The sequence below is a fragment of the Streptomyces sp. NPDC048514 genome (assembly GCF_043199955.1).
Lineage (GTDB): Bacteria > Actinomycetota > Actinomycetes > Streptomycetales > Streptomycetaceae > Streptomyces.
The window spans coordinates 68,523-90,767 of the sequence record NZ_JBICWT010000003.1 but is presented as its reverse complement, the minus strand read 5'-3'; the positions used below and the strand labels follow the sequence as shown (position 1 = coordinate 90,767).

Annotated in this window: 16 protein-coding genes and 3 pseudogenes; 11 read left to right on the top strand and 8 right to left on the bottom strand. The window is 70.6% G+C overall.

All coding sequences use genetic code 11. The features are described from left to right. Positions 1 to 28: 28 nt before the first annotated feature. The 3 genes from fxsT to ACGFT2_RS06350 all read right to left on the bottom strand — a co-directional run bounded on the left by fxsT (position 29) and on the right by ACGFT2_RS06350 (position 4,280). On the bottom strand, positions 29 to 2,467 hold the full coding sequence (gene fxsT / locus ACGFT2_RS06360) for an FxSxx-COOH system tetratricopeptide repeat protein (protein WP_393274064.1): 2,439 nt from the start codon (positions 2,465 to 2,467) through the stop codon (positions 29 to 31). Between the two features lie 177 nt (positions 2,468 to 2,644). Further along, positions 2,645 to 3,355: a Tn3 family transposase gene (locus tag ACGFT2_RS06355; RefSeq protein WP_393274063.1), complete on the bottom strand. Its 711-nt coding sequence runs from the start codon at positions 3,353 to 3,355 to the stop codon at positions 2,645 to 2,647. Continuing rightward, positions 3,339 to 4,280, bottom strand: coding sequence for a LysR family transcriptional regulator (locus tag ACGFT2_RS06350; RefSeq protein ID WP_393274061.1), 942 nt, complete (start codon positions 4,278 to 4,280; stop codon positions 3,339 to 3,341). Before ACGFT2_RS06350 ends, ACGFT2_RS06355 begins: the two co-directional genes overlap by 17 nt. Before the next feature lie 363 nt (positions 4,281 to 4,643). Between ACGFT2_RS06350 and ACGFT2_RS06345 the strand changes: the two genes are divergently transcribed. The 4 genes from ACGFT2_RS06345 to ACGFT2_RS06330 all read left to right on the top strand — a co-directional run bounded on the left by ACGFT2_RS06345 (position 4,644) and on the right by ACGFT2_RS06330 (position 8,277). Beyond that, entirely contained in the window at positions 4,644 to 5,471 is an 828-nt protein-coding gene (locus ACGFT2_RS06345) for an SDR family NAD(P)-dependent oxidoreductase (RefSeq protein WP_393274059.1), read from the top strand. 338 nt (positions 5,472 to 5,809) lie between these two features. Continuing rightward, complete coding sequence (locus ACGFT2_RS06340) at positions 5,810 to 6,772, top strand: EamA family transporter (protein ID WP_393274057.1); 963 nt, start codon at positions 5,810 to 5,812, stop codon at positions 6,770 to 6,772. A gap of 13 nt (positions 6,773 to 6,785) precedes the next feature. Beyond that, positions 6,786 to 7,424: an NAD(P)-dependent oxidoreductase gene (locus ACGFT2_RS06335; protein ID WP_393274056.1), complete on the top strand. Its 639-nt coding sequence runs from the start codon at positions 6,786 to 6,788 to the stop codon at positions 7,422 to 7,424. 322 nt (positions 7,425 to 7,746) lie between these two features. Continuing rightward, positions 7,747 to 8,277, top strand: coding sequence for a dihydrofolate reductase family protein (locus ACGFT2_RS06330; protein WP_393274053.1), 531 nt, complete (start codon positions 7,747 to 7,749; stop codon positions 8,275 to 8,277). Positions 8,278 to 9,070: 793 nt separating this feature from the next. Here ACGFT2_RS06330 and ACGFT2_RS06325 read toward each other — a convergent pair. Continuing rightward, positions 9,071 to 9,559 (bottom strand): GNAT family N-acetyltransferase, encoded by a 489-nt coding sequence (locus tag ACGFT2_RS06325; protein ID WP_393274050.1) that lies wholly within the window; start codon positions 9,557 to 9,559, stop codon positions 9,071 to 9,073. Positions 9,560 to 10,767: 1,208 nt separating this feature from the next. On the opposite strand from ACGFT2_RS06325, the gene ACGFT2_RS06320 reads away from it, so the two are divergent. The 3 genes from ACGFT2_RS06320 (at position 10,768) to ACGFT2_RS06310 (ending at position 12,748) form a co-directional block, all read left to right on the top strand. After that, a complete protein-coding gene (locus ACGFT2_RS06320) occupies positions 10,768 to 11,250 on the top strand; it encodes a hypothetical protein (RefSeq protein WP_393274048.1) in 483 nt (160 codons plus the stop codon). Between the two features lie 452 nt (positions 11,251 to 11,702). Beyond that, positions 11,703 to 11,888 (top strand): hypothetical protein, encoded by a 186-nt coding sequence (locus ACGFT2_RS06315; protein WP_393274046.1) that lies wholly within the window; start codon positions 11,703 to 11,705, stop codon positions 11,886 to 11,888. A gap of 512 nt (positions 11,889 to 12,400) precedes the next feature. Continuing rightward, positions 12,401 to 12,748 carry a barstar family protein gene (locus ACGFT2_RS06310; RefSeq protein ID WP_393274924.1) on the top strand — a complete coding sequence of 116 codons (348 nt, stop codon included), beginning with the start codon at positions 12,401 to 12,403 and terminating at the stop codon, positions 12,746 to 12,748. A gap of 148 nt (positions 12,749 to 12,896) precedes the next feature. Here ACGFT2_RS06310 and ACGFT2_RS06305 read toward each other — a convergent pair whose 3' ends face one another. Further along, positions 12,897 to 14,633 carry an Imm49 family immunity protein gene (locus tag ACGFT2_RS06305; protein ID WP_393274922.1) on the bottom strand — a complete coding sequence of 579 codons (1,737 nt, stop codon included), beginning with the start codon at positions 14,631 to 14,633 and terminating at the stop codon, positions 12,897 to 12,899. A gap of 309 nt (positions 14,634 to 14,942) precedes the next feature. Here ACGFT2_RS06305 and ACGFT2_RS06300 point away from each other — a divergent pair. Next, positions 14,943 to 15,200 (top strand): annotated as a pseudogene (locus tag ACGFT2_RS06300) (ATP-dependent DNA ligase); the annotation flags it as partial. Between the two features lie 219 nt (positions 15,201 to 15,419). On the opposite strand, the pseudogene ACGFT2_RS06295 reads toward ACGFT2_RS06300, so the two are convergent. Next, positions 15,420 to 15,695 (bottom strand): annotated as a pseudogene (locus ACGFT2_RS06295) (aminoglycoside phosphotransferase family protein); the annotation flags it as partial. Between the two features lie 1,008 nt (positions 15,696 to 16,703). Between ACGFT2_RS06295 and ACGFT2_RS06290 the strand changes: the two are divergent. The 3 genes from ACGFT2_RS06290 (at position 16,704) to ACGFT2_RS06280 (ending at position 19,760) form a co-directional block, all read left to right on the top strand. Further along, positions 16,704 to 17,594 carry a phosphotransferase gene (locus ACGFT2_RS06290; protein ID WP_393274043.1) on the top strand — a complete coding sequence of 297 codons (891 nt, stop codon included), beginning with the start codon at positions 16,704 to 16,706 and terminating at the stop codon, positions 17,592 to 17,594. Continuing rightward, positions 17,591 to 19,528, top strand: coding sequence for an ATP-binding cassette domain-containing protein (locus ACGFT2_RS06285; RefSeq protein ID WP_393274040.1), 1,938 nt, complete (start codon positions 17,591 to 17,593; stop codon positions 19,526 to 19,528). The genes ACGFT2_RS06290 and ACGFT2_RS06285 overlap by 4 nt, the downstream gene beginning before the upstream one ends. 79 nt (positions 19,529 to 19,607) lie before the next feature. Then, positions 19,608 to 19,760, top strand: a complete 153-nt coding sequence (locus ACGFT2_RS06280) for a hypothetical protein (RefSeq protein WP_393274037.1) — start codon at positions 19,608 to 19,610, stop codon at positions 19,758 to 19,760. 450 nt (positions 19,761 to 20,210) lie between these two features. Here ACGFT2_RS06280 and ACGFT2_RS06275 read toward each other — a convergent pair whose 3' ends face one another. Continuing rightward, positions 20,211 to 21,329, bottom strand: a complete 1,119-nt coding sequence (locus ACGFT2_RS06275) for a GDSL-type esterase/lipase family protein (RefSeq protein WP_393274034.1) — start codon at positions 21,327 to 21,329, stop codon at positions 20,211 to 20,213. Positions 21,330 to 22,079: 750 nt separating this feature from the next. Beyond that, positions 22,080 to 22,225, bottom strand: a pseudogene (locus ACGFT2_RS06270) (DUF1990 family protein); the annotation flags it as partial. Positions 22,226 to 22,245 lie beyond the last annotated feature (20 nt).

Sequence of the window (22,245 nt, the reverse complement as noted above, 5' to 3'; positions counted from 1 at the left end):
GGCGGCGGCTCGGGGATACAGGGCCTCCTCAACCGCCACTGGCTGCGACGTTCCTGCGCCGCAGCCAGTGCCACCACCGGCTCTGTGGCCGTTGGGTGGACATGGCCAGCGCTGTCTCCAGCGCGTTTCGGGTGCTCAAGGTATGCGTGTGCTCGTCGCCCAGGATGCGGACGCGGTCGTCGAGGGTTCGGCGCAGCAGGTCTATCGCCTCGGCCTGCTCACCTGCACTGGTCAAAGCGAGAGCAAGGTTGTGGCGACTGGCAAGGGTATCCGGGTGCTCGGGGCTCAGGATGCGGGTGCGGTCGTCGAGGGTGCTCCGGTGCATGCGCACTGCTTGTGCGTGCTCGCCCATCCCGTCCAGCGCGAGACCGAGGCTGTCCCGGCTGGCCAGCGTGTGCGGATGCTCGTCGCCCAGAATGCGGGCGTGGTCGTTGAGCGCCTGCCGCAGCAGCTGTATCGCTTCCGTCTGCTCACCCGCCCTGGTCAGGGCGCTGGCGAGGTTGTGACGGCTGAGCAGGGTGAGGTGGTGCTCGGGACCCAGGACACGGATGCGGTCGTCGAGGGTGCTCCGGTGCATGCGCACTGCTTGTGCGTGCTCGCCCATCCCGTCCAGCGCGAGACCGAGGCTGTCCCGGCTGGCCAGGGTATGCGGGTGCTCGGGGCCCAGGACACGGGTACGGTCGTTGAGGGTCCGCCGCAGCAGACCTACCGCCTCGGCATGCTCACCCGTCCCGTCCAAAGCGCATGCGAGGTCATTGCGGCTGGTCAGGGTATCGGGGTGCTCGGGGCCCAGGACTCGGGTACGGTCCTCCAGGGTCTGCCGGAGCAGGCGTATCGCCTCGGCCGGCTCTCCCATTCCGAACAAGGCATTGCCCAGGTTGTTGCGGCTGGTCAAGGTATCGGGGTGCTCGGGGCCCAGCATGCGGGTCTCGACGTCGAGGACCCGTTCATGCAGCAGGCGCGCCGCACCGAAAGCGCCGGCCTTCTGCAGCACCTGCGCCAGGTCGTTGAGAGTGGTGCGGTGGTGTGTGGCAGTGCGCGGGTCCGCATAGTCGAGCAGCAGCGGCAGGTGGGGGGCGAGGAGCACGGCTGCGGGCCAACCAGCGCGCCCGCGCTGGCTGGCCTCGTGCACGGCCGTGGTCAGCCGCTCGGCAAGGGCCTGGTGCCACACGGCGAGATCGGAGGTCTCGGCCGTGAGGGCGACAGCGTTGATCTCTCGGATCAGGGGATGCAGCACCGCCTGCGCCCCCTCACTGCCGCCCGACGCCGGGCCGGTGCTGCCGGGAGAGTGGGGCAGGCCGAGGAGACCGTAGCGGTGCAGGCCGGCGAACGCGGCCTCCAGGGCCACCGCGGTGACGTCGTGTCCGGTGACGACGGATAGCAGGTCCGGGGTGATCAGGGACAGTGGGACGGGGGCCTGAGCCAGCAGGGCCAGCAGTCGCAACACAGGGCGGGCCAAAGCGTTGCCCTCCCCGGCGAGCTGATCCAAGGAAACCTCCCAGGTGTGCCGCACCACGGCGCGGGCGACCTGCGGATGGGAGGCGTTCGGGTGCGCCGCTCCCAACAAGAACCGCAGTTCCTGTTCCAGGGCCTGGCGGTAGGCGGCAAAGGTGCGGTAGCGGCTGGTCGGTCCGGCCAGATAGGTGCCGGCCGCGTGCAACGCCAGTGGCAGCCCGCCCAATCGCGCCGCCAGCTCCCGGGCCTGCTCGGCGGTGCCGGCTGCGGGAGCAGCGTCCAGCAGGACCTGCCCCGCAGGCCGCACCGGCAGCGGCTCCAGTGGCAGCAGCCGTGCGCACGGACCCCAGGTCTGCTCGCTGCCATCCCGGCTGGTCACCACCAGCAGGCCCCGGCCGTACGGACGGATCCAGCCGCGATAGTCGGCCACCGGCTCCCCTGCCGGGCCGATCTCGTGCGGCTCGTCGGCGTTGTCCACCACCAGCAGCCACTGCCGCACCCGGCCCAAGTGTCGCCAGACCACATCCGGCAGGCTCGCCTGCCCCGCTCGCGCGGCCTCCAGCTCTGCCTCTGGAAGGCCGCAGGCCAGCGCCGCCTGCACCATCTGCTGCGCCAGCTCGGCACCGTCGCGCCAGCGCACCCAAAACACTCGCCAGCCCGCCGACTCGGCCTGGGTGGCCAGTTGCGCGGCCACCGTTGTCTTGCCCATCCCGCCGACCGCGCACAGCACCGCGAACCGGCCTTGTGGCCGCCGCAGCATGCCTGCCAGCACCGCGAGTTCGCCCTCACGCCCCCGCACGTGCTGAACATGTGGGGGGCGTAACGAAGTCTGCTGGCCCCGGGCCAGTCGGCTCACCGGTGCCAGCCGCGCCGGGGGCCTTGCTGCGGCATCCAGATGTCGGCCCCACAGCAACAGCCCGATGCTGACCGCCACCAGCACGGCGAACACCAGCCAGATCACCCACGCCTGCGCCGCCCAGCCAGGCACCGCCGCACTGGCGTAGTTGGTCACCGGCCCCAGCACAGCCGCCACCACTGCGGCTGCTCCCGCTACCGCCGACCCGGCCCACGCACCCCGGCTACGCCCCATGGTCTGCCCCCCGTCCACCGATACCAGGATGCTCCCGCGTGGATCACGTCCATGGAAGGTTGCGGGTGGTCACGACGCGGGCGGCGGTGTTGCTCCGGTTCAGCGGCCGGATGCCGAGCCTGCTGCTTGAACGCCGTCATCCGCCGCCCGGCGCGGCCCGGGCACCGGGGCAGGCAGCAGGTCGAGCCGCTTGTCCATGTCGAGGCGGAAGGTGCCGTACGGGTTGATGTTCGACCAGAACAGCGCAGTCAGCCCTCGCCGGTCCTCGTCGGACAGCTTCTTCGCCCAGGCCGGTTCGGCGAGGACCTGCTGCAACAGCAGGGTGTTGACGTGCACCAGGGCGGACTGGAGTACGTGCAGCGCGAGCATCGAGGTCTCGGCGTGTTCCTTGTCCGGGCCGGTCAGGGCGCCGTCCTTGCCGTAGTGCAGGACGATGTTCGCGCTGTTCCAGTTCTCCACGACCTGGAGCCCACTGGGGATCTCGCGGCGCAGGCCGGGGCTGGCGAGGTAGTCGCACGCGAAAGTCGTGCGTACGGCGCGGCCGAGTTCTTCTAGCGCGGAGTAGGTGGGGTGCTTGAGGCCGCCGCGAGTGAAGCGCCGCAGCACCTGCTCGGCCTCAGCGGTGCCCAGGCGAAGGGCGGTGGCGTACTTGGCCATCTGGTCGTACTGCTGCTCGATCAGGTGCCACTTGTCGACGTCGGCGTACTTGGCCAGCAGCTTAGCTCGCGGGCCGCTTCGCCGGCCGGACCGCGCCGCGCACCTGCTGACCTCGGTTACGGGCGGAGGAGCGGCGTCAGGGGACCGCGTCAAGCGGGGAGGTGTCGGCGGTGAGGCGGATGCGGGTGACGACGTCTTGGGCTGCCCTGTTGAAGGAGAGGATGTGGGCTGTGGTGGCCGGGGTGGGGGAGGCGAGCCAGGTGGAGATCCACTTCAGGGGCGGTGCGTCGCTGAACGGGATGTAGGTCACGTCGGAGCGGGAGTAGTAGCGGACGGCCTGGGCGCCCACCACGAAGGCGCCCTGGCCGGCACCGATCAGGAGCAGTGCCTCATGGAAGGTCCCGAACTCGGGGCCGCGTTCGATGGGCTTGCCAGCGGGGGTCCGCAGGGGTGTGCGTGCTGTGCGCCAGTAGTCGGGAACTGTCCGGGCCGCCTGCAAAAGCCTGACCGCGGCGAGATCCTCCAGGGTCACGGTCTTGCGGCCGGCCAGGGGGTGACGGGAGGACACCGCCAGCATCCGGGGTTCGCTGAACAGGACCGGGCCGTTGACCATCCCCGGTTCCTGGTGGGGCAGGGAGACGATCAGCACCTCCACGTCCCCGTCGTGCAGCCGGGGGAACGCGTCGACGATCTGCAGTTCCCTGGGCAGGATGCGGGAGCCGGGGTTACGCCGGGCGTACAACTGGGCGGTCTCGAAGACGATTTGGCCCGAGGCGGCGCCGACGAAGCCGACCCGCAGGACGCTGTCGACACCCCGCGCGGTGTTGATCGCTCTCTCCAGCGCGGCCTCGATCTGCCGGCAGGCCGGAAGAAGATCCTCGTGAAGCTGCCGCCCGGCCGTGGTGAGGCGGACCTGGCGGCTGGTGCGTTCGAACAGCGCTGTCCCCACGCGGCGTTCCAGCTTCTTGATGGTCTGGCTGATCCGGCCGGTCGTCAGGTGCAGGCGTTCGGCGGTGCGGCCGAAGTGCAACTCCTCGGCCAGCGTCAAGAACGCCTCCAGTTCCAGCCGCTCCAGCACTGTTCCCCCCGATCATTGAGCCTGGCTAAACGAGCGTTCCACTATGTCACCTTGTTGACGTCCCCACCGCGTTGCAGGGTTGGTCCGCACGCAAGTTGACCGCCTTCGCCCCCCAGGACAACGACATGTCCCCCTGCCACGCACCCCTACGCCGGCGCTCGCCATGACCGCCCCGCTCAGCACGGCGACGCCCACCCGTGGCCGCGGCCACGCCGTCGTCCGCGCCCGGCACCCCCGCTGAGCACACCGGACATCACGCGAAGCGCAACCTGCCGCCGCACGGGCCCCGGCGCAGCCGAGGCCCTGGCACACGCACACTCACACGGCTTGAGACGAGTCGTCTCGGCCGATTTGGGAGATTCCATGACCCGCACCACCACCTCGGACCGCCTCTGGTTCGTCACCGGCGCCTCCAGCGGCATCGGCCTCGCCCTCACCCGCGCCGCCCTGGCCGCCGGCGACCGGGTCATCGGGGCGGCCCGCCGGATCGAGCCGCTCACCGCGCTCGTCGCCGAGCACCCCGGACGACTTGACGCCCTTCCCCTCGACGTCACCGACCGCAGCGCGGTGTTCGCCGCCGTGGACCGGGCCACCCAGGCGCACGGCCGGCTCGACGTGGTCGTCAACAACGCCGGCATCATGGGCAGCGGCACCGTCGAGGAATTCACCGAGACCGGCGCCCGCGCCCAGCTGGAAACCAACTTCTTCGGCGCGCTCTGGGTCACCCAGGCCGTCCTGCCCCACCTGCGCCGCCAGGGCGGAGGCCGCCTCATACAGATCAGCAGCATCGGCGGTGTCATCGGCTTCGCAACCACCGGGCTGTACAGCGCGAGCAAGTGGGCGCTTGAGGGAATGTCCGAGGCACTCGCCCAGGAGATCGCACCCTTCGGCGTCAAGGTCAGCATCGTCGAACCCGGCGGATACACCACCGGCTTGTACACGTCCATGCGCACCGAACCCGCCCACCCGGCCTACGAACCCCTGCACACCGCGCTCGCCCAGATGTGGGGCGACGCCGAGGACGCCGACCCGGCCGGAGCGGCAAAGGCCCTGCTCGCCCTCGCCGACAGCGACGATCCGCCGTTGCGGCTGATCCTCGGCAGCGCCATGTACGACGTCGCCCAGCAAGCCGCCGACAGCCGCAAAGCGATCTGGGCCTCCTGGGAGGAAGCCAGCCGCGCCGCAGGCTGACAACGAACAACCCGCGCCCGCCCTGCTCACCTGAAGTGCCCGCATCACCGTCGGGGCGCCGCCACCCGCTTCGCCGTCGGGGCGCCGCCACCCGCATCACCGTCGGGACGCCGCACCACCTGCTCCGCCGTCGGGGCGCCGCCACCCGCACGGGGGCCGGAAACCAGCTCACCTCCACAGCCGCCCCCCCCGGCCCACGCACGCCCCCCACCCCAGGCACCCGGCCCCCTGCCACCTCAGGGACCCCGCCTGCGCCGCCTCCGGTACTCCGCCTGCGCCGCCTCAGGCATCCCGTCCCCGGCACCTCCCTTTTTGTCTCCCGCGACCAGGAGAAGACCATGAACACCCCTGCCTTGCCGTCAGCACCGGGCCTGCGGACAGCCACCTGGCTCACCGCCCTGGCCCCGGCCATCTGGGGCTCCACCTACCTCGTCACCACCCAACTCCTGCCACCGGACCGGCCCTTGCTGGCCGCGGTGCTGCGGGCCCTGCCCGCCGGCCTGCTCCTGCTGCTCATCACCCGGCGACTGCCGCGAGGCGACTGGTGGTGGAAGTCCGTGGTCCTCGGCGCGTTGAACATCGGCGTCTTCTTCGCCCTGCTCTTCATCGCCGCCTACCGACTGCCGGGCGGAGTCGCCGCCACCGTCGGGTCCGTCCAGCCGCTGCTGGTGGCGGGCCTGTCCGCCGTCCTGCTCGGCCAGCGCCTGACCCTACGGACCCTGCTGGCCTGCGTGACGGGCATCGCGGGCGTCGCCATGCTGGTGCTCCGCGCCGACGCCCGCCTGGACGCCCTCGGGATCGCCGCCGCCCTGGGCGGTGCGGTCGTCATGGCGAGCGGAGTCGTCCTCAGCAAGCGGTGGACCTCCCCGGCCCCGCTGCTGGCGACCACCGGATGGCAACTGGTCGCCGGCGGTCTGCTCCTGCTGCCGGTGGCCCTGTTCGTCGAAGGACCCCCGCCGGCCGCCCTGAGCACCGAGAACCTGATCGGCTATGTCTACCTGAGCGTGATCGGCGCCGCGCTCGCCTACACCCTGTGGTTCCGCGGCATCAGAACACTCTCCCCGACCAAGGTCACCTTCCTCGGCCTGCTCAGCCCCCTGGTCGCCGCCAGTCTCGGGTGGATCGCCCTGGGACAACAGCTCACCGTGCCGCAGCTGCTGGGCGGCGCACTCACCCTGGCGGCGGTGACACTCGCCCAGCTTCACCCCTCCCGACCCGCTCCCTCCCGACCCGCCCCGTCCCGTGCATCGGCCGGGCGCCCCGCACCCCCGGTCTCGGCCGGCCAGATTCGAATCCACTGAGGAGAACCGCATCATGCGCATCACCGTCTTCGGAGCCGGCGGAGCCGCCGGCAGCAGGATCGTCGCCGAAGCCGTCGACCGTAAGCACCAGGTCACCGCCGTCGCCCGCGACGCGAGCCGCTTCACGGCCCTCCATCCCGGTGCCCGACACGTCGTCGGGGACGCTCTGAACCCCGACACCGTCGCCGCGCTGAGCAGCGGGCAGGACCTGGTGATCAGCGCCACCCGGCCGGCGCCCGGACAGGAGCAGGACCTCCCGGACACCGCCCGCGCCTTGCTGGCCGGCCTCTCCCGCACCGGCGTCCGGCTGATCCTGCTCGGAGGCGCCGGGAGCCTGCGCCTGCCGGGCGAGGGGGAACGCACGGTAGTGCAAGACCCGGGCTTCCCGACCGACTGGCGGCCGATCGCCCTGGCCTGCAACGAACAACTGGCGGTCTGCCAGGCCGATGGGCACGTCGACTGGGCCTACCTCAGCCCGGCCGCCGTCCTGGAACCGGGCAGACGCACCGGCACCTACCGGGTCGGCACCGACGAACTCCTGGTGGACGCCGACGGCAACTCCACCATCTCCATGGAAGACCTCGCCGTGGCCGTACTGGACGAGGCGGAACACCCCACACACCACCGCGCACGCTTCACCGTCGGCTACTGAGCCTTCGCGGCGCTGCCGCTCAACGACGAGTGCAGCGGCGGAGCATGACGCCGTGCCAGGCCGGTTCGACCTCCACGATCTCCTCCGCTGCGCGTCCATGGCGCAGCGCACACCCGCGACTCGACGCGGCAGCGCGGGGGAGCAGCTCACACCGACGCTGACACACGAAGACGAGCCCCCGGTCGAGCACCGACCTGCCACGCCTTGCGCTGCGCCCGCCGTGCGGGCCAGACGGCCTCCCTTCTCGCGGTGGGCACGCAAGCGGCGCCGCTGACCCCACCGCTTTTACGACGACCATGACCGTCTGCTCAGGAGAACCCCCGTGACCTTCACCGCCACCGTCTTCATCGGCACCAGCCTCGACGGCTACATCGCCCGCCCGGACGACGACATCGAATGGCTGACCTCACGCGGCGAGCGCGCGGGCGACCTGGGCTTCTTCGAGTTCCTCGACTCGGTCGACGCCGTGATCATGGGCCGCAGCACCTACGACAAGGTCGCCGGCTTCGGCGAGGAGAACTGGCACTTCGGCGACCGCCACGTCGGCGTCCTGAGCACCACCCTGCCCCAGGACGCCGACCCGCGCATCACCGTCCACCGCGACATGGACGGCCTGGTCGCCGACCTCGACAAGCGCGGGACCAAGCACGTCTACCCCGACGGCGGACGCCTGATCCAGAGCTTCATCCGTGCCGGACGTATCCAGCACTTCGTCATCAGCGTCGCCCCGGTCCTGATCGGCGCCGGCCACCGGCTCTTCGGCGAACTGCTCAAGGACGTCCCGCTGCGCCTGGACTCGGCCGCCGACGTCGGCGGCGGCTTCGCCCAGCTGCGCTACACCGTAGAGGAGTAACGGCACGCCCCGGGGCAACCGCCCGCGCAGAGCGCCGCAACTGCCGGCCCGGACGAACCCGTCGCAGCCGTCGCCGGCAGACGGGAGACCACGGTGCTCGCCGACGTCGTGCAACGGCGCCCCCGCGGAACCCGACGCGCAGCCCGCAGCGACCCGCGCCGAGATCGCGCCTCCACCGGTGACTGCATTCCCAACCGGAGAGATCTGGATCGACCACTGGCGCATGTGGCCGCTTCACGGTCAACGGCAGGCCTGCTCCGGGCGGTACGGTTGCACCGACCGGAGCGACCTCATCCGCCCCGGTGGCACCGGCGCCCTGCCCTTCAAGCACTGCTGGACGCCGACGAGAACGGCTGCAGCACCTGCGCCGAGACCTCAAGTCCGGGGCCGTCACCGCCTAACCAGGGCGCGAACCGCCCTCTGAGCGGCGTTGGCCTGGTGCGCGGAGCTGTCGGTGAGGGCGAGAGTGTCGGCCATGGCAGCGGCGGCCGGCGCGGCTGCTCCACCGGCGACCAGGAGGCGTCCACGGCCGGGCGCGGTTCGCGACGGGGGCCGCACCCGCGGTGTGCACAGCACGGGGTGCGTGAGTCGGCCCTGCCGGGTGCCCCCCCGTGCGCGTCAGCCTCGTGACGCCGGCTGCGGAGGAGACGGTCTGACGACCGCTCGTGTCGGCCAGGGCGGTCAGTGTCCGGGCGCAGTTGTGCGCCGATGGGCGGCCGGCACCTCCAGGGCGGTCATGTCCCGCAGAAGGGTTCACCGCGCGGATTCGAGGCCACCATCTGGGTCGCCGCGATCAACGCATGGTCGTGACCTCGGTGCCGATGTCACGCGGGCGGCTCACAACGAACCGCAGCTCCGGACGTTCCCACGTGACCTTCGGCGGCGTGGGGGCCACGACGCCGACCCGCTTGGCACCCATACGGAGGTAGAACCGTTCCGCCGGCGGATTTGACACGACTCGCACATGAGCCAAATCCGCACTCTGCGCCTGGTCGAGCATGTGCTCCATCAAGAGCTTGCCCACGCCCATCCCTTGCGCCTCGTCGGAGACGAACGCCAAGTCCAACTCGGCGGGATCCAGTATCAGGGAGTAGAAACCGACCAGCTGACCAGCGGTGTCGACTGCGGCGAAGACCTGATGTCGCTCGATGTAGGCAGCGGTCACCTGGTAGCCGGCGATGACGCTGGCGTACTGGCCGCGGTACGCCTGGGACTCCTGCACCAGAGCTGTGAGCCCCTCAGCATCCATCCCAGTGGCCCGCCTGATCCTTATGCACTCCATGGCATGCAGTATAGGGGTCAAATGCCCATGAGACCCTTACGGGCCCTTCAAAAACACGGCCTAGTCGCTCCGTCTCGCCCAGGTGAGCCCTCGGCGTGCACTGCGGCGCCGAGGGCGCACGCATGTCGCTGGTCATCCCAGGCGACCGGCTCAACCGCCTGACACGAACCACTGACAACCTGAGCTGACCATCGCGCCACGCCCCTTGACCGTGCCCACAACGAGCCAGGAGATCGGACCCTGCCCCGCGCTCGCTGACGCATTCGCTGTGCTCCCACGCTGCGGGAGCACTCACAGAGACGCCGATGCAACAGCTGGGATGCACCGGCCTATTGCCTGCCCCGAGAGGAGCCCCGGTGCTTGTCTTGCGCCATGACGGCTACGCGCTGGGGTGGCGACGCGGGACCACCTCACGACCATCCGGTTGGGATCGCAGGGCGCCACCCGCGGCGCCGCTCAGTGCGGCACGGTACCGCGCACTTGAGGGTCGGACATGAGCCGTGCACCACCCGATCCGGCTGCTCCGACAGTGGCTCCATGCTGCCAGGGACGGTCCGATGACGGGGACTGCCATCGCCTCGATATCCGCCCCGGTACGCCCGGTCTCTTCCCAACAACAGCACCAGGTGCGGCAGGCGACGTCATGGCGCCGCCACCGAGTCGGGCGCCGGGACCCGTGCCTTTACAGTGGTCTGCATGGACGTGTGGAGGATCGTCGCAGTGCTGGCCGAGGATGCTGAACGGCAGATCCGAGACCGGGCGTGGAAAGTGGCGCCGAGCGACCGCGCACTCGCCCTTGAGGCCGAGGCCGGCCGGCGCGACGTTGTCGGTCCGCCGGACTCGAGCACCTGCGGGCAACGCTCGCCGTCCTGTCGCCGTCGCGCGCACTCGCGGCCGCCTGGCCTGGTTTCGAACCGGTCCTGCGCTGGCGTGCCCTGCCATCTGGCCTTGGTGGCACCTTCGGCACTGTCCTCCCGAGCCCTGAGGAATACGCGGAGGCGGAGGACGCCGTCCGCCAACTCCAGGAGGCCCTTACGCTGACCACCGCCGAATCAGTGGACCCCGGCAGCGTTCACACAGATCAACAAGCAGAGCGGATGGGTCCTGAGCGCAGCGAGTGGCCTCTGGCTCACAGCTCCCTGACCAACGTTCGGGTAGGACGCCGGCGTTGACAAGCAGTACCTGAAGGGATGGGACGAGATGTGCCTGTGAATCATGGTCCGCGGGGGCTCTGCCTGCTGCACTGGCACGGTGAGCCCCCCTACGGGCTGACCGCGCTGGGCGTCGCCCGGGACCGGCTGACCGAGGCGGAGGAGAAGGCCGCGGCGGCCCTGGCCGGCCTGGCCCTCCCCGCCTCGTGGGAGGACGCGGACCCGTCACTGCGGCGGCACCTCGTCGCCGCGTGCCGACCGGTTCCGACGGCGGGCCTCTGGCACGTCACGGACGACCGTCCGGCCCTCGACGAGGACCGTGCCCGGCACGACTGCCTGCGCGCCCTGACCGCCGAGTGGCCCGGCACGGAGCCCTTGCCGACCGAGGAGGCCGACCGGCTGCCCGCGCTGACCGCCCTGGTCCGGCTGACCGCCCTGGTCTGCTGGATGCCGCCGGGGGTGTGGCTGGACGCCGAGGAGGACCTCCTCGACATCTACGACACCTACACGGTCGGCACCCTGCCCGACGCGCCGCCCTGAGCCACCCCGCTCGCCGAGCGACCGGCATCACCGACCGCCCCCGGCCCGTACATCGGGCGGGGGCGGTCGGCGTACAGCCATGAGCGGAGCCCACAGGGCTCCGCTGAGCAGCGGATTCGCGGAATCTGGGCGGCAGGTCAGCGGCGGACGACGTTGTAACTGGCATCGTTGACGGGGGGGCGGGGTCGGCACGACCCCGCCCCCCGCAACCGAATGATTTACCACAGCCGGGGCGCAGTTGGTTATCCATCAACACGAAGAGCGGTGATGGGCTCAGAGCCGGGGAGGCGGTGACAAGGGCTGCGCCGGCCCGGTTCGATTACACCGCTGTCCCCGGCAGCACCAACGACGCGCGTGTTCCGGATTCGGGGACCTGGCCCAGGCGCTGGCCGCCGTCCTCCCGGCCGACGCTGGGGTGATGGCGCCGGTATGTGCTGTCCCGTCCGCCGTAAGTGGGTGTTGTTGATCCCTGGCCGTGGGCGCAGCGGTTCTTCGACGAGGGCGAGCACATCTTCACCTACCACGGACTCAAGTGCATCACCGGCAAGGGCAACTCAGTGGACAACGGCGCCTGGCTCACCCTGTGGACCTGTGGCTCCGCCTACAACACACCGCAGTCGTGGAAGATGGTCGGCTAGTTCTGTCTCTTTGGTCAGCGTCGGGTCCGGATGAGGATGCCGGCGAGGTGGAGTGCGGCCTGGTTAGACGATGGCGAGTTTGTCGATTCGTGTGGCCAGGCCGCGCCACTGCTTGAGCCGGTTGACGCACCGCTCGACGGTGTTCCACACGCCGTCACGCGCAGCCGGGCCACCAGCGGCTTCAGAAACACCTACTTAGTGAGTGTTTTTCGACTCGGGCTGTCCTGTCGGTTGGTCGACGCTTCCTGATGGGCCCCTCTGTAGGCTTTCCGCTCATCAGGAGGTGTTGTGGACGCAGGCGGGCAGTGCAGGAGAAGAGCGCAAGTACGCCTTGACGAGCGACGAGGAAGAGAGCGAATTCTGGGGCTTCGCGGCGGAAGCCAGGGGTTTGTTCACCCCGAGTGAGGACGGTCTTCGTCAGGTCGAACTCCTGGGATGCTCGCCGCAAGGAACACTTGGGTTTGTGGCACTCGCTCGACGCGGAAGGGCGGAAAGCCTGGTTGTCCGTGGCCATGTGGTCACGGCAGTACCAGCGCCGCGGACGCCCGGAGGACGCTGCACCAGGACGGGTGTTCACCTTGGACGGCCGGCAGGTCGTTGATGCGGACAGCCTCTACTGTGCGCTGGGTGAGGCCATCAACGGGCCCGGCGGGAACTTCGGGTGGAATCTCGCTGCCGTGGACGACTGCCTCGGAGGAGGCTTTGGTGCCAGACCTCCGTTCACTCTGGAGTGGCAGGACTCAGGCATAGCGAGGTCACGGCTGGTCAACAACCAAGTGCGAGGCAGGGACACGGGAGCCTTTTTCGAGGTGCTCCTAGAGATCTTCGCTGCCCATGACATCGACGTTCTACTGCGGTGAAGTATGAGGGAGTTGCGGCTACTTCTCCCTGCGGGGCCTGAGGACAGGTGCTTCAGGCCCCGGCCGTGGGAGAGCGCCGTCCGGGAAGGCGGCGGCGTTGCTCCTTCCTCGGCCAGGGCCGCAGAAGCGTTCGAGTGCGCGGCGTGCTCTAGAAGGGCTCGGCGACCCGCAGGATGTCCTGCGGCAGGTAGGGGGACTCGACGCGGATGGCCCAGCCGCGGCGGCGGGCGTGGCAGGCCAGGGCGAGGATGTCGAGGTCGACGGAGACATTCGGGCCATGGGCGCGGTCGGCGACTTGGTAGTAGGCGCGGTGGGCTTCGAGCGCGTCGGCCAGGGCGAGGTTGAAGCTTTCCTCGTCACCCTCCACGAGCTGTGACAGCAGCACGGCCGGGGGCATCGCGAATCCCCAGTGCGTGGCCTTCTCGGCTTCCTGTAGCGCCCGCTGCGCGGCGGCTTCGGGGTCGGCGCCCTTCAGGTAGGAGTGGAGGGCTCCTCGGTACGCGGCGAACGCGGAGCGGTCCGGGCCGGCGACGGTGGGGCCGGTGAGGACCAGCGGGGCGAGGTCCTCGCGTACGCCGGTGATCAAGGCGAAGGCAACGGCCGTCTGCCAGTTCCCGGCACCGGCTGCCTCACCCCGCTCGGCCGGGTAGCGCAGTGTGCGCCCGCCGATGGTCACCTCGACCTCGGTGCCCGGCTCCGCCAGCGCGATGCGGAACAGCGCCGCCCCCGTCTGGGAGGCCAGCCGAAGAGTCGCGAGCTGGGCGTCCGTGATGGCGCCGGGGTTTCCCGCCCGCCACTTGAACAGGCGCTCCTGGTCGCCCATGACACCACTGAGACGCCAGCCGGCAACGGGCTTTCCGTCGACGGGGGTGAGCGCCTCCCGAAGGTCTTCCTCGTACACGACCTCGATCTGCTCGATCCCCTCGCGCTCACAAGCGGGCCGCTCCACCACCAGCGGGGCTGCGGCAAGCGCGGCGACCGCGTCCGGCCGCCGATTCCGGCCGAACCCTCCGACCCTGGGACCCCGGCTCTCGAAGCCGGTGATCAGCGCGTACGGGAGGTAGTCCGTGCGGACGGCCGGCGCCCAGCTCGATGTCCGGTACGCGAGGGCGGCGAGAGCGAGAGGAACGAGGGGGAGAAGAGTGCTCGGGGAGGCCGTAGGGGCGTGCAGGGCGGCGTGACTGGTGAGGAGATCGGCGAGCGCGGCATCGAAGGCCTCCCGGTCCTCGGCGACCAGGGCGCGCAGCGCGCGGAGCGCTGTGCTGTCCGGACGGTCCGGCAGGGGTTCGCCGGTCTGCGCGGCGCGGGAACGGAGGCGGTCCAGTGCCGCCTCGATGGCGGCGAGCTTGGCCTGGGCGCTCGGCGGGTACTCCTCGTCGTCGCCGGTGTCGTCCAGGACCACGGCCATCAATCCGGTGGCGAGCTCGCCGGCCGGTGTGCCCTTCGCCTGCGCGGCGAACTTGTCGCGGGCGAAATGGAACGCCTCGCCGTGCGTCTTCGCCGTGTCCGTGAGGACCGTCAGGCAGAGTGCGTCGATCCACTCTCCGGTCGTGACGCTCTCCTCGGGGGAGTCGTCACCCGGGTCGTAGCTCAGACCGAAGTTCACGTAGTTGAGGAAGACCTGGAAGCTGCAGTGCGGGTGGTAGGCGGCGTAGGCGACGGCGCCGGCTGCGGCTTCGGAGGCGTCCTCGAGGGCGGCCTTGGCCTCCGGAGTGTCGAGGCCGGGTGTCTCGACGGAGAGGGCGCCCAGGTAGGCGAGGAACTCGTCGGCGATCGACTGCCACTCGTAGGTGGTGATCCGGCCGGCCCTGGACATGGACCGCACCTGGCCCCCGATGCGGTTCGTGAAGTCGTCGCGCGCTGCCGACACGGCCGCCCCGCCCACCTGATGACGCTCTATTCGCACTGCCCTGCTCCTTGATCGATCTTTGCAACGGCAGCCTAGACGCCGGATCTGACAGGCCAGCGACAGCAGTGGCCCGGGCCCGGGCCGCGCCACCTCTGGCTCCGAGCCCAGGATGGCCGGCAGCCACCGTCGTTCGTCAGCCGCGGGCCGGGGCCGGCCACCGAGCACCTCCCGCCCGAGTGCCGAACTGCAGGTGAGCCGCGCGGCGTGTGGGCGGACGGGGCGCGGAAGGCGCAGGAGTGGAGGGTGCAGGAGTGGAGGGTGCACCTCTCACCGCCGGTCGAGCCGATGCTGGCCCGCTCCGTGACGGCTCTGCCGTCGCCCGGGGCACGGCCCCGGCTGTTCGAGCAGAAGGCGGACGGATTCCGCGTGCTCGTGTTCACCGGCCTCAAGCCGTACCTCCAGTCCCGGCGCGGCGCCGATCTTGGCCAGGCCTACCCGGACATCACCCGGGCCGCGGCCGCCCTCGGCGTCGAGGCGGTCGTCGACGCCGAGCTGGTGGTCTGGCAGGACAGCAGGCCGGACTTCACAGCACTGCGGCACCGAGCCCGGCTCCGCGGTGCCAGGGCCGAGCGTAACGCCCGGGAGCAGCCCGCCCACCTGACCGTCGCGATCGCGGCCTGCACTGTCCGGGACGGCAGGGTGTCGGGGAAGTCCGGGGCTTCCCGGCGTAGTTGCTCCTCCCACCCGGCGGCCCCGGTCTTGAAGCCGGGGCAGTCCGGCGGGCGCGGGGACGGCGAGGCGACGGCTGACGCTCCCCGCGATCGCCGCCACCTCGTCGCCCTGCGCGGCCTGGGCCAGCGTCGTGGGGTGCGCCCGCTCCAGGAGCATGGCGAACCGGTCGTCGTCCCGCTCGTGCAGCAGGACCGCTCCACGCCCGCCCCAGACCGAGAGCGCGTCCGGCTCGGACCGGTTCTCGGGACGAGGAAAGGACACCTTCGGCACGGCGGGCTCGGTCGTCTTGCGCAGCACCGGGACGACGATGCCGACGCCCCCGTACAGCGGGTCATCGTCCGGCGTGAAGTGCCATTGCTCGGCCATCTCCTGCACCGTGGCCGGGAGGGTGGAGAGCCATGCCGAGCCGGCCGGGCCTCCGCGGTCCACAGTGACCCGCACGAACGCCTCCGGGAGAACGATCACCGGCGCACCGCCCGGCCCGGGTACGCCGCGCCGTGCTGGTGCACGGCTCCTACCGGTCGGCGGGTCACCGACGTGCCGGGTGCTGGGCGGGGATGGGCGTGGCTCTCCTGGTGACCTTGTGCGCGGCGCGGCTCCACAGGGGGCAGCCGGAGGCGGCGCGTTCGAACGTAGCGCCCCTTCTGCGGGCGCGGGCACGGAACGCGAGAAGACCACCCGGGCGGGTGCCGGCCGCGTCGAAGGTGCCGATGTTAGCCGCCGTCGCGACCGCCCAGGGGCATGACGCTCCGGGTGCTCACCCGGCCGCGGACCAGATCGAGCCACTCTCGCGGGCGCCGGATTCCGGGCCGGCCGGGGAAGTTCAAGAATCCTTTCTCCCAGCATCACCCCAGTTCAGAGCCCACCCCTTCACGGGTGGCGGCTGGCGGCAGGGGAGGCTGGGGATGACCGGATCACGGTGCTGGTGGCCGAGGAGTGTCAGTGGCGTGGGCGAGGGTCCGTCAGCAGAGCACAGCCGCACCTCGCCGAAGGAGATAGGTGCTGTCCACGCGTCATGCAATCCGCCCCTCGGGCGATCGTCCCGCCGCCTTCCCCGTACGTGTGAATCGAACGAAGCGAGAGGAGCCGCCCACGCAGACGGCGCTTGCCGTCCGCGTCCCGGCGTCGAACCTTCACTCGACTCGTCGCCCGCGGCTGCCCGTAGCCGCCCTGTGATCAGGTGCGTTGTCCGGGTGCTCTGCCCCGTTTTCCGAACCGAGGAGAAACCGTGAATCCCGTCCGCTTGGTCACCCTTCACCCTGTCGTCGAGAACCCTCCTGCTGCGGCCGCCGAGGCTCTCGCGCACCGGCGGCCCGTCGACGTCCGTCGCGTCCTGTTCGCTGCAGCATCACGACCGTCATCGGGGTGGGGGGCATGACCAACCTGACCACGGCGCCCCCTGCCCTGCTCGCGTGGGCCAGCCGGGCACTCGGCGCCCGTCCCGCCGTCAGGGACGTCAGCCCTCCGCGCGAGAACTCCCGCGTCTGGCGGCTCGACCTGACCGGGGCGGCCCGCTTCTACCTGAAGATCTCCCCCAAGGCCGTGATGTACGAGCGCGAGACGCTCGCGCTGCGAAGTGCCGCACCGGCCCTCGGCGCCGGTGGGGCGCCGCATCTGCGCGCCTCGAGCGCGGAGGATCTGGCACTGCTGCTGACCGCCGTCCCAGGACGGCCGCTCAAGCAGCTGGAGCTCTCGCCCGTGGAGGAAGCCCGCGCGTACCGGCACGGTGGCGCCCTGCTGGCCCGCCTCCACGCGGCCGGTGACCTCTCCGGCCGTCGACGGGCCGAGGCGGAGCAGGCGCTGCAGGCTGCGGCCGACGGCGCCGAGGGGCACCTGGCGGCGGCCGGGGACCGGCTGACCGCGCCGGAGCAGCAGCTCGTGCGCCAGCTGGCCGAGGAGCTGCGGGCCCTGCCGCCGCTGCCGCTCGCCTATATCCACGGCGACGCGTGGGATCGCAACCTCGTGTGGTCGACCGCCCGGCAGCAGGCCGGATGGATCGACTTCGAGCGCGCCCGGGCCGCGACCGCCGTGCAGGACTTCGTGCTGATGGCCTGCTCCACCTGGACCGATCGGCCCGACCTGCGCGCCGCATGCCTCCAGGGCTACGGCCGCAACCTCACGCGCGAGGAGCAGCGCGCCTTGACGTGCCTGGCGGCGATCGACGCGGTGAGCTGCCTGGTCTGGGGGCCGAAGCTCGACGACCCCCACGTCGCCGCACGCGGACGGCGCACCCTGGACCGGCTGATGGCGGGGGTGTTCGCATGACCGCGCCGCACCACCGGGCCGACTCTCCGGCCGTCGACGCAGCACGCGGTGGGGCGGCGTCGCTCCCGGCCGCGCGGACGGGCGCTCCGCAGCCCTCCGCGCCGCCCGAGCTCGACTACAACGGGCGCAAACACCGGCGGGCCATGGACGACGCCACCTTGTGGGACATGGCCCGCCGGATCCCCGCGGCCCTGATCCAGACGGCCCGCCTGGCCTGGAGCGTCGACCGGCGCATGGCCCTGACGATCGTCGTGTGCCAACTGCTGTCCGGAATCGGCACGGCCGTGATGCTCACCGCCGTCGCGAAGGCCCTGCCGCAGCTGATGGTCGACGACCCCCGCGAGGGCCTGGCCCATGCGTGGCCGGCGCTGACCGTCGCCGTCGTCGCGATGGCCACCGGAGCGTCCATGTGGATCCTCGCGGACTGGGCGACCCGGCGCCTGAATCCGCAGATCGCCTCGGCCGCAGACCTGCAGCTCGTGGATCTCCACATGCGGGCCGAACTCGCCGCCTACGACGCGGAAGGGTTCGGCGACCGGAGCCAGGCGGCGGAGATCGGCGCGCTGCGCGCCGTCGATCTCGCCGACGACGCCAAGACCCTCACCAACGGGCTCGTCCAGCTCGCCTCCGCGGCCGTGGTGCTCACCACCTTGCACCCGCTGCTGCTCGGTGTGCTGCTGCTGTCCGTCGTCCCCCGCGGCCTCGGTGGCGTGATCGCCGCCCGGGTCGACTACCGCGTCCACGACCAGACCATCTCCGCCCGCAATGTCCGCGGCATGATGCGCTGGTGGCTGACGACGGCCGAGCTCGCCGACGAGCTACGAGCCAACACCATGCGCGGCTACCTGCACTTTTGGTACCGGTCCATGTGCGACCGGGTCGAGATGCGGGAGGTCGCCGGGGCACGCCCCTATCTGCGGATCACCCTGCTGGCCGCCTCGCTCGGCGGCCTGTTCACCCTCGGCATGTGGGCCTCGCTCGCCGGCCTGGTGCTCGCCGGTGCCATGACGACCTCGATCGCGGGCACCGCGGTTGTCGCCTCCCAGACGGCCGGCCGCGCCCTGAACTCGATCATCCGCTACTCGACGGTCATGTTCCACCACGGCCTCTACCTCTCCGACTACTACGACTTCATCGACGAGATCCGCGCCATGACCACGGCCCGCGGCACCGCGCGGGCCAAGTCCCCGCAGCAGATCCGCCTGGAAGACGCCTCCTACACCTACCCGAGCAAGGAGGCCCCGGCCGTCAAGCCGATCACCCTCACCCTGAACCGCGGGGAAGTCGTCGCCCTCGTCGGGGAGAACGGCGCTGGCAAGTCCACGCTGATCCGCATGATCACCGGACTGACCGTCCCGACCGAGGGCAAGGTCCTGTGGGACAGCACCGACCTGGCCGGCGCCGAAGCGGAATCGGTGTGGCGGCATGTGGGCCTGGTGCCGCAGAAGAACGGGCACTGGCCGCTCGCCGCCCGGGAGAACATCACCCTGGGCCAGCCCCGCGAGCACGGCGACGACCGAATTTGGGACGCGGCCGAACGGGTCGGCATGACCAAGGCCCTGCGTGAACTCCCCAAGGAACTGGAGACGCTGCTCGCCCGGTCGGTGTGGGGCGGCCACGAGCTGTCCGGAGGGCAGTGGCAGAGGCTGGCCTGCGCGCGAGCGATGTACAGGGAGCCGGCCGTGCTCGTCCTGGACGAGCCGACCAGTGAGATGGACGCCCGAGGAGAGCACCAGATTTTCAGGGAGTTGCGGGCCATGGCCTCGGACCGGATCACCGTGGTGGTCACCCACCGCCTCGACAACGTGAGGATGGCCGACCGAGTGATCGTCATCGACAAGGGAGCCGTCCGGGAGCAGGGCTCATTCGACGAACTCGTCGCGACCGAGGGGAGTTTGCTCGGCGAGCTGTACGCCCTCGCCCAGGACCGCTGAGCCGCGGCCCCCAGCAGAGGTCCATGCGGGGCCGTGCAGCCGGCGCGGCCCCGCCACTCCCTCGACGCCAAGGAGCGCCATGCACAGCACCGAGCCCGAAGCCGTAAACGACCGCGCCTGGACCATGTACGGCGCCCACATCTGCAACGAGGCACCGACATCCCGGAAGTCGACCGCATCTCCTGGGGATTCCGGCCGACCGGACCCGGCGCCGAAGTCCTCGGCGACCTGACCGGCCTGCGCCTCCTGGACCTGGCTGGTCGGGGTCAGGGCGAAGGCCTTCGCCGGCCGCCAGGTGGCGGGGCAGGGAGACCAGGCCGTCGGCTTCCTCTGCCAGACCGTCCTCGACGAGCTTGTCCACGCGGCGGCGCACCGTGGTGCGTTGTAGGCCGGTCGCCGCGGCCAGGTGCGCGACGTCGGTGCCGTCGAGCGGGTCGACGCCGGCGAGGATGCGGGCGCCGGATGTGCCGTGGGCGTAGTGGTGGCAGGCGTCGGTGCTCATCAGCGACAGCGCGGCAAGCGTCACCTGGAGTCAGGGACTGCGGGGTGTTGGGACGGCCGGTACACGTCGTATACGGCTAGGCCCCCCCGACCCGGCCGCACGTCGCCGCTGTAAGCGCGGACGGCCGGCCCGGTCCGCCATCGAGGGGGCCCGGGCCCGCGGTTGGTCAGGGGAGGGGGGTTAGGGGGCGGGGTTGACGAGCATGCTGCCGTTGGCGTTGTTGGTGCAGGCGTAGCGGCCGCGGGGCATGAGGTTGAACGCGCTCAGGCAGGCGCCGAGGGCCTTCTGCCCGTATGCGTTGGGGTGTAGAGACTCGGCCTGGTCGCCCTGGAAGGCGCCGGAGTTGACGAAACGGACCCATTCACTGGTCTTGGAGGAAGGCAGGTGGGTGGCGTCGACCAGCGAGGAGAACTTCGAGCAGACTTCCTTGCCTTGGAAGGCGTCCTTCAGGTCGAGGAAGTCGATGTTCTTGTTGACGGCGACCTTCTTCAGCTCGGCCGAGATCCGCGGGACGAGGCTGTCTCGGGCCCAGTTCAGGTCGGTGTCCCACATAGGGCAGCCCATGACCGTACGAGTCTGGCCGCTCTCGGTGTACCGGTTCTCCGACGCCCGCGGTACGGGCGATGGGTAGGACTGCAGGACCAGGCGGTAGTCGCTGGTGGAGTAGCCGGCACCGGCCATCACCGAACGGATCTCATCAACCGTCTTCGACACGTTCGCCATCGCGGCAGGCATACGGGCGTCCACCACCGACTGCTGAGCAGCCCTGCACGGGCTGCCGTTGGCGATAAAGCCGGTAACGCAGGAGGAGATGATGTCGGAGAAACCCAGATCGTTCCCGCCGATCGACAGCGCGATCAGCTTCACGTTCCGGCTCGAGGCCAGCGCGGCCAGCCGGTCGGCCTGCGGCACCTCACCCTTGAACGACTGACCACCCGACGACGCCCGCCAGGTGTTCACCGCCTTCGCACCCGAACACGCCATGTTCTCGTGCACCGTCACCGAGATCGCGGCCTGGATCTCCGCCACGTCCGAACGGTGGCAGCCGTTCGTCGCCGTCCACCCGTACACAATCGACGGATCGTAACCACCATTGCGGTACGCCCGGTCGGTCAGCGTCCGGTCACCGTCATTGTTCAGACTGTTCCCCGCCCACCGCCCGGCCTCACCGGAGATGAAACTGTCACCCATCGAAACGATCGCCGTGGTCGACGACCCCGGCGACGCCTGAGCGGTGTCCGCGAGGCCGGCGATCAACGGCACAGCCAGCAACGAAACTGCAGCGGCAACCAACGACACACGTCTTCTCACAGCACTCCCTACCCAAAAATCAGCACAGAAGGAAAGGAAAAGCGCCGACAAAACCCGCAAACGCCTCACACGTACATCACGGCGTTAGAGGCCCCGGCGCACGCCGATTGAACATCGAACTACCATCCGGCGTCCCGAGTAACCGCTACTCGAATCCACCACTCCGAGACCACCCCAGAACGGAAAAAGCGCTCCCACCCGGAGCAAATGCGCGCGAGGACACGACCGCCTGCACGATCCGGCCCCGGTGCGCGCCGTGGGTGACATTCAGCCGGACCGCTGCGGCGAGATGCTGTGGTGTGACGACCTCCAGCCGGTCGACCGAGTCCAGCCGACTGCCTCCCCGCGCGCCCCGTCCCCCAAGGGCAGACCTCGGCCCGAACCGGGCCACCACCCCTCCGTGTCTGCCGCGCGGCAGCACTGAAGGGCCCCATGCTTCGTCCACGGGTTGGCCGCAAGGGATCAAATGCTCAGCAACAACTCGGCCAGGCCGTCGGCCGGCTCCATGACCTGCTGCCCTGGGCCGCGGTCCGGCATGCTCGAAGCACTTGCCCTCCACCGGGAAGAGGCACTCGCCCGACGCCACCGCGAGGCCGACGACGAGGAGCTGGACGACGACCCCGCCGAGGCTCGTGAGCGTGCCCGCCGTGCCCTTGGACGACGAAGAGAAGCGGCTGCGGGTCGGCGAGGTGAGAAGAAGGTCCACGGCCGGAAGGGCGCTCCGCCCGTCGAACCCATCAGGACCGCCTCGGCGGCCCGTCGGACACCTCCTGGCCCTCGCCGAGCCGGGTGCGGACGAAGAGGCGGTGGCAGCCGGGCGGGCAGACGGCCAGGTCGTCGCGGGTCGCGCCGACCTGCTCGTAGGTGAAGGACGCTGAGGACATGGGTCACAGGGGTAGGGCGG

Bases quoted from the DNA above. Each gene is read 5' to 3' on its own strand.
- ACGFT2_RS06345 (WP_393274059.1), top strand. From the start codon at position 4,644: ATGACCCGCACCACCACCTCGGACCGCCTCTGGTTCGTCACCGGCGCC.
- ACGFT2_RS06340 (WP_393274057.1), top strand. From the start codon at position 5,810: ATGAACACCCCTGCCTTGCCGTCAGCACCGGGCCTGCGGACAGCCACC.
- ACGFT2_RS06335 (WP_393274056.1), top strand. From the start codon at position 6,786: ATGCGCATCACCGTCTTCGGAGCCGGCGGAGCCGCCGGCAGCAGGATC.
- ACGFT2_RS06325 (WP_393274050.1), bottom strand. From the start codon at position 9,559: ATGGAGTGCATAAGGATCAGGCGGGCCACTGGGATGGATGCTGAGGGG.
- ACGFT2_RS06310 (WP_393274924.1), top strand. From the start codon at position 12,401: ATGTGGTCACGGCAGTACCAGCGCCGCGGACGCCCGGAGGACGCTGCA.
- ACGFT2_RS06290 (WP_393274043.1), top strand. From the start codon at position 16,704: ATGACCAACCTGACCACGGCGCCCCCTGCCCTGCTCGCGTGGGCCAGC.
- ACGFT2_RS06285 (WP_393274040.1), top strand. From the start codon at position 17,591: ATGACCGCGCCGCACCACCGGGCCGACTCTCCGGCCGTCGACGCAGCA.
- ACGFT2_RS06280 (WP_393274037.1), top strand. From the start codon at position 19,608: ATGCACAGCACCGAGCCCGAAGCCGTAAACGACCGCGCCTGGACCATG.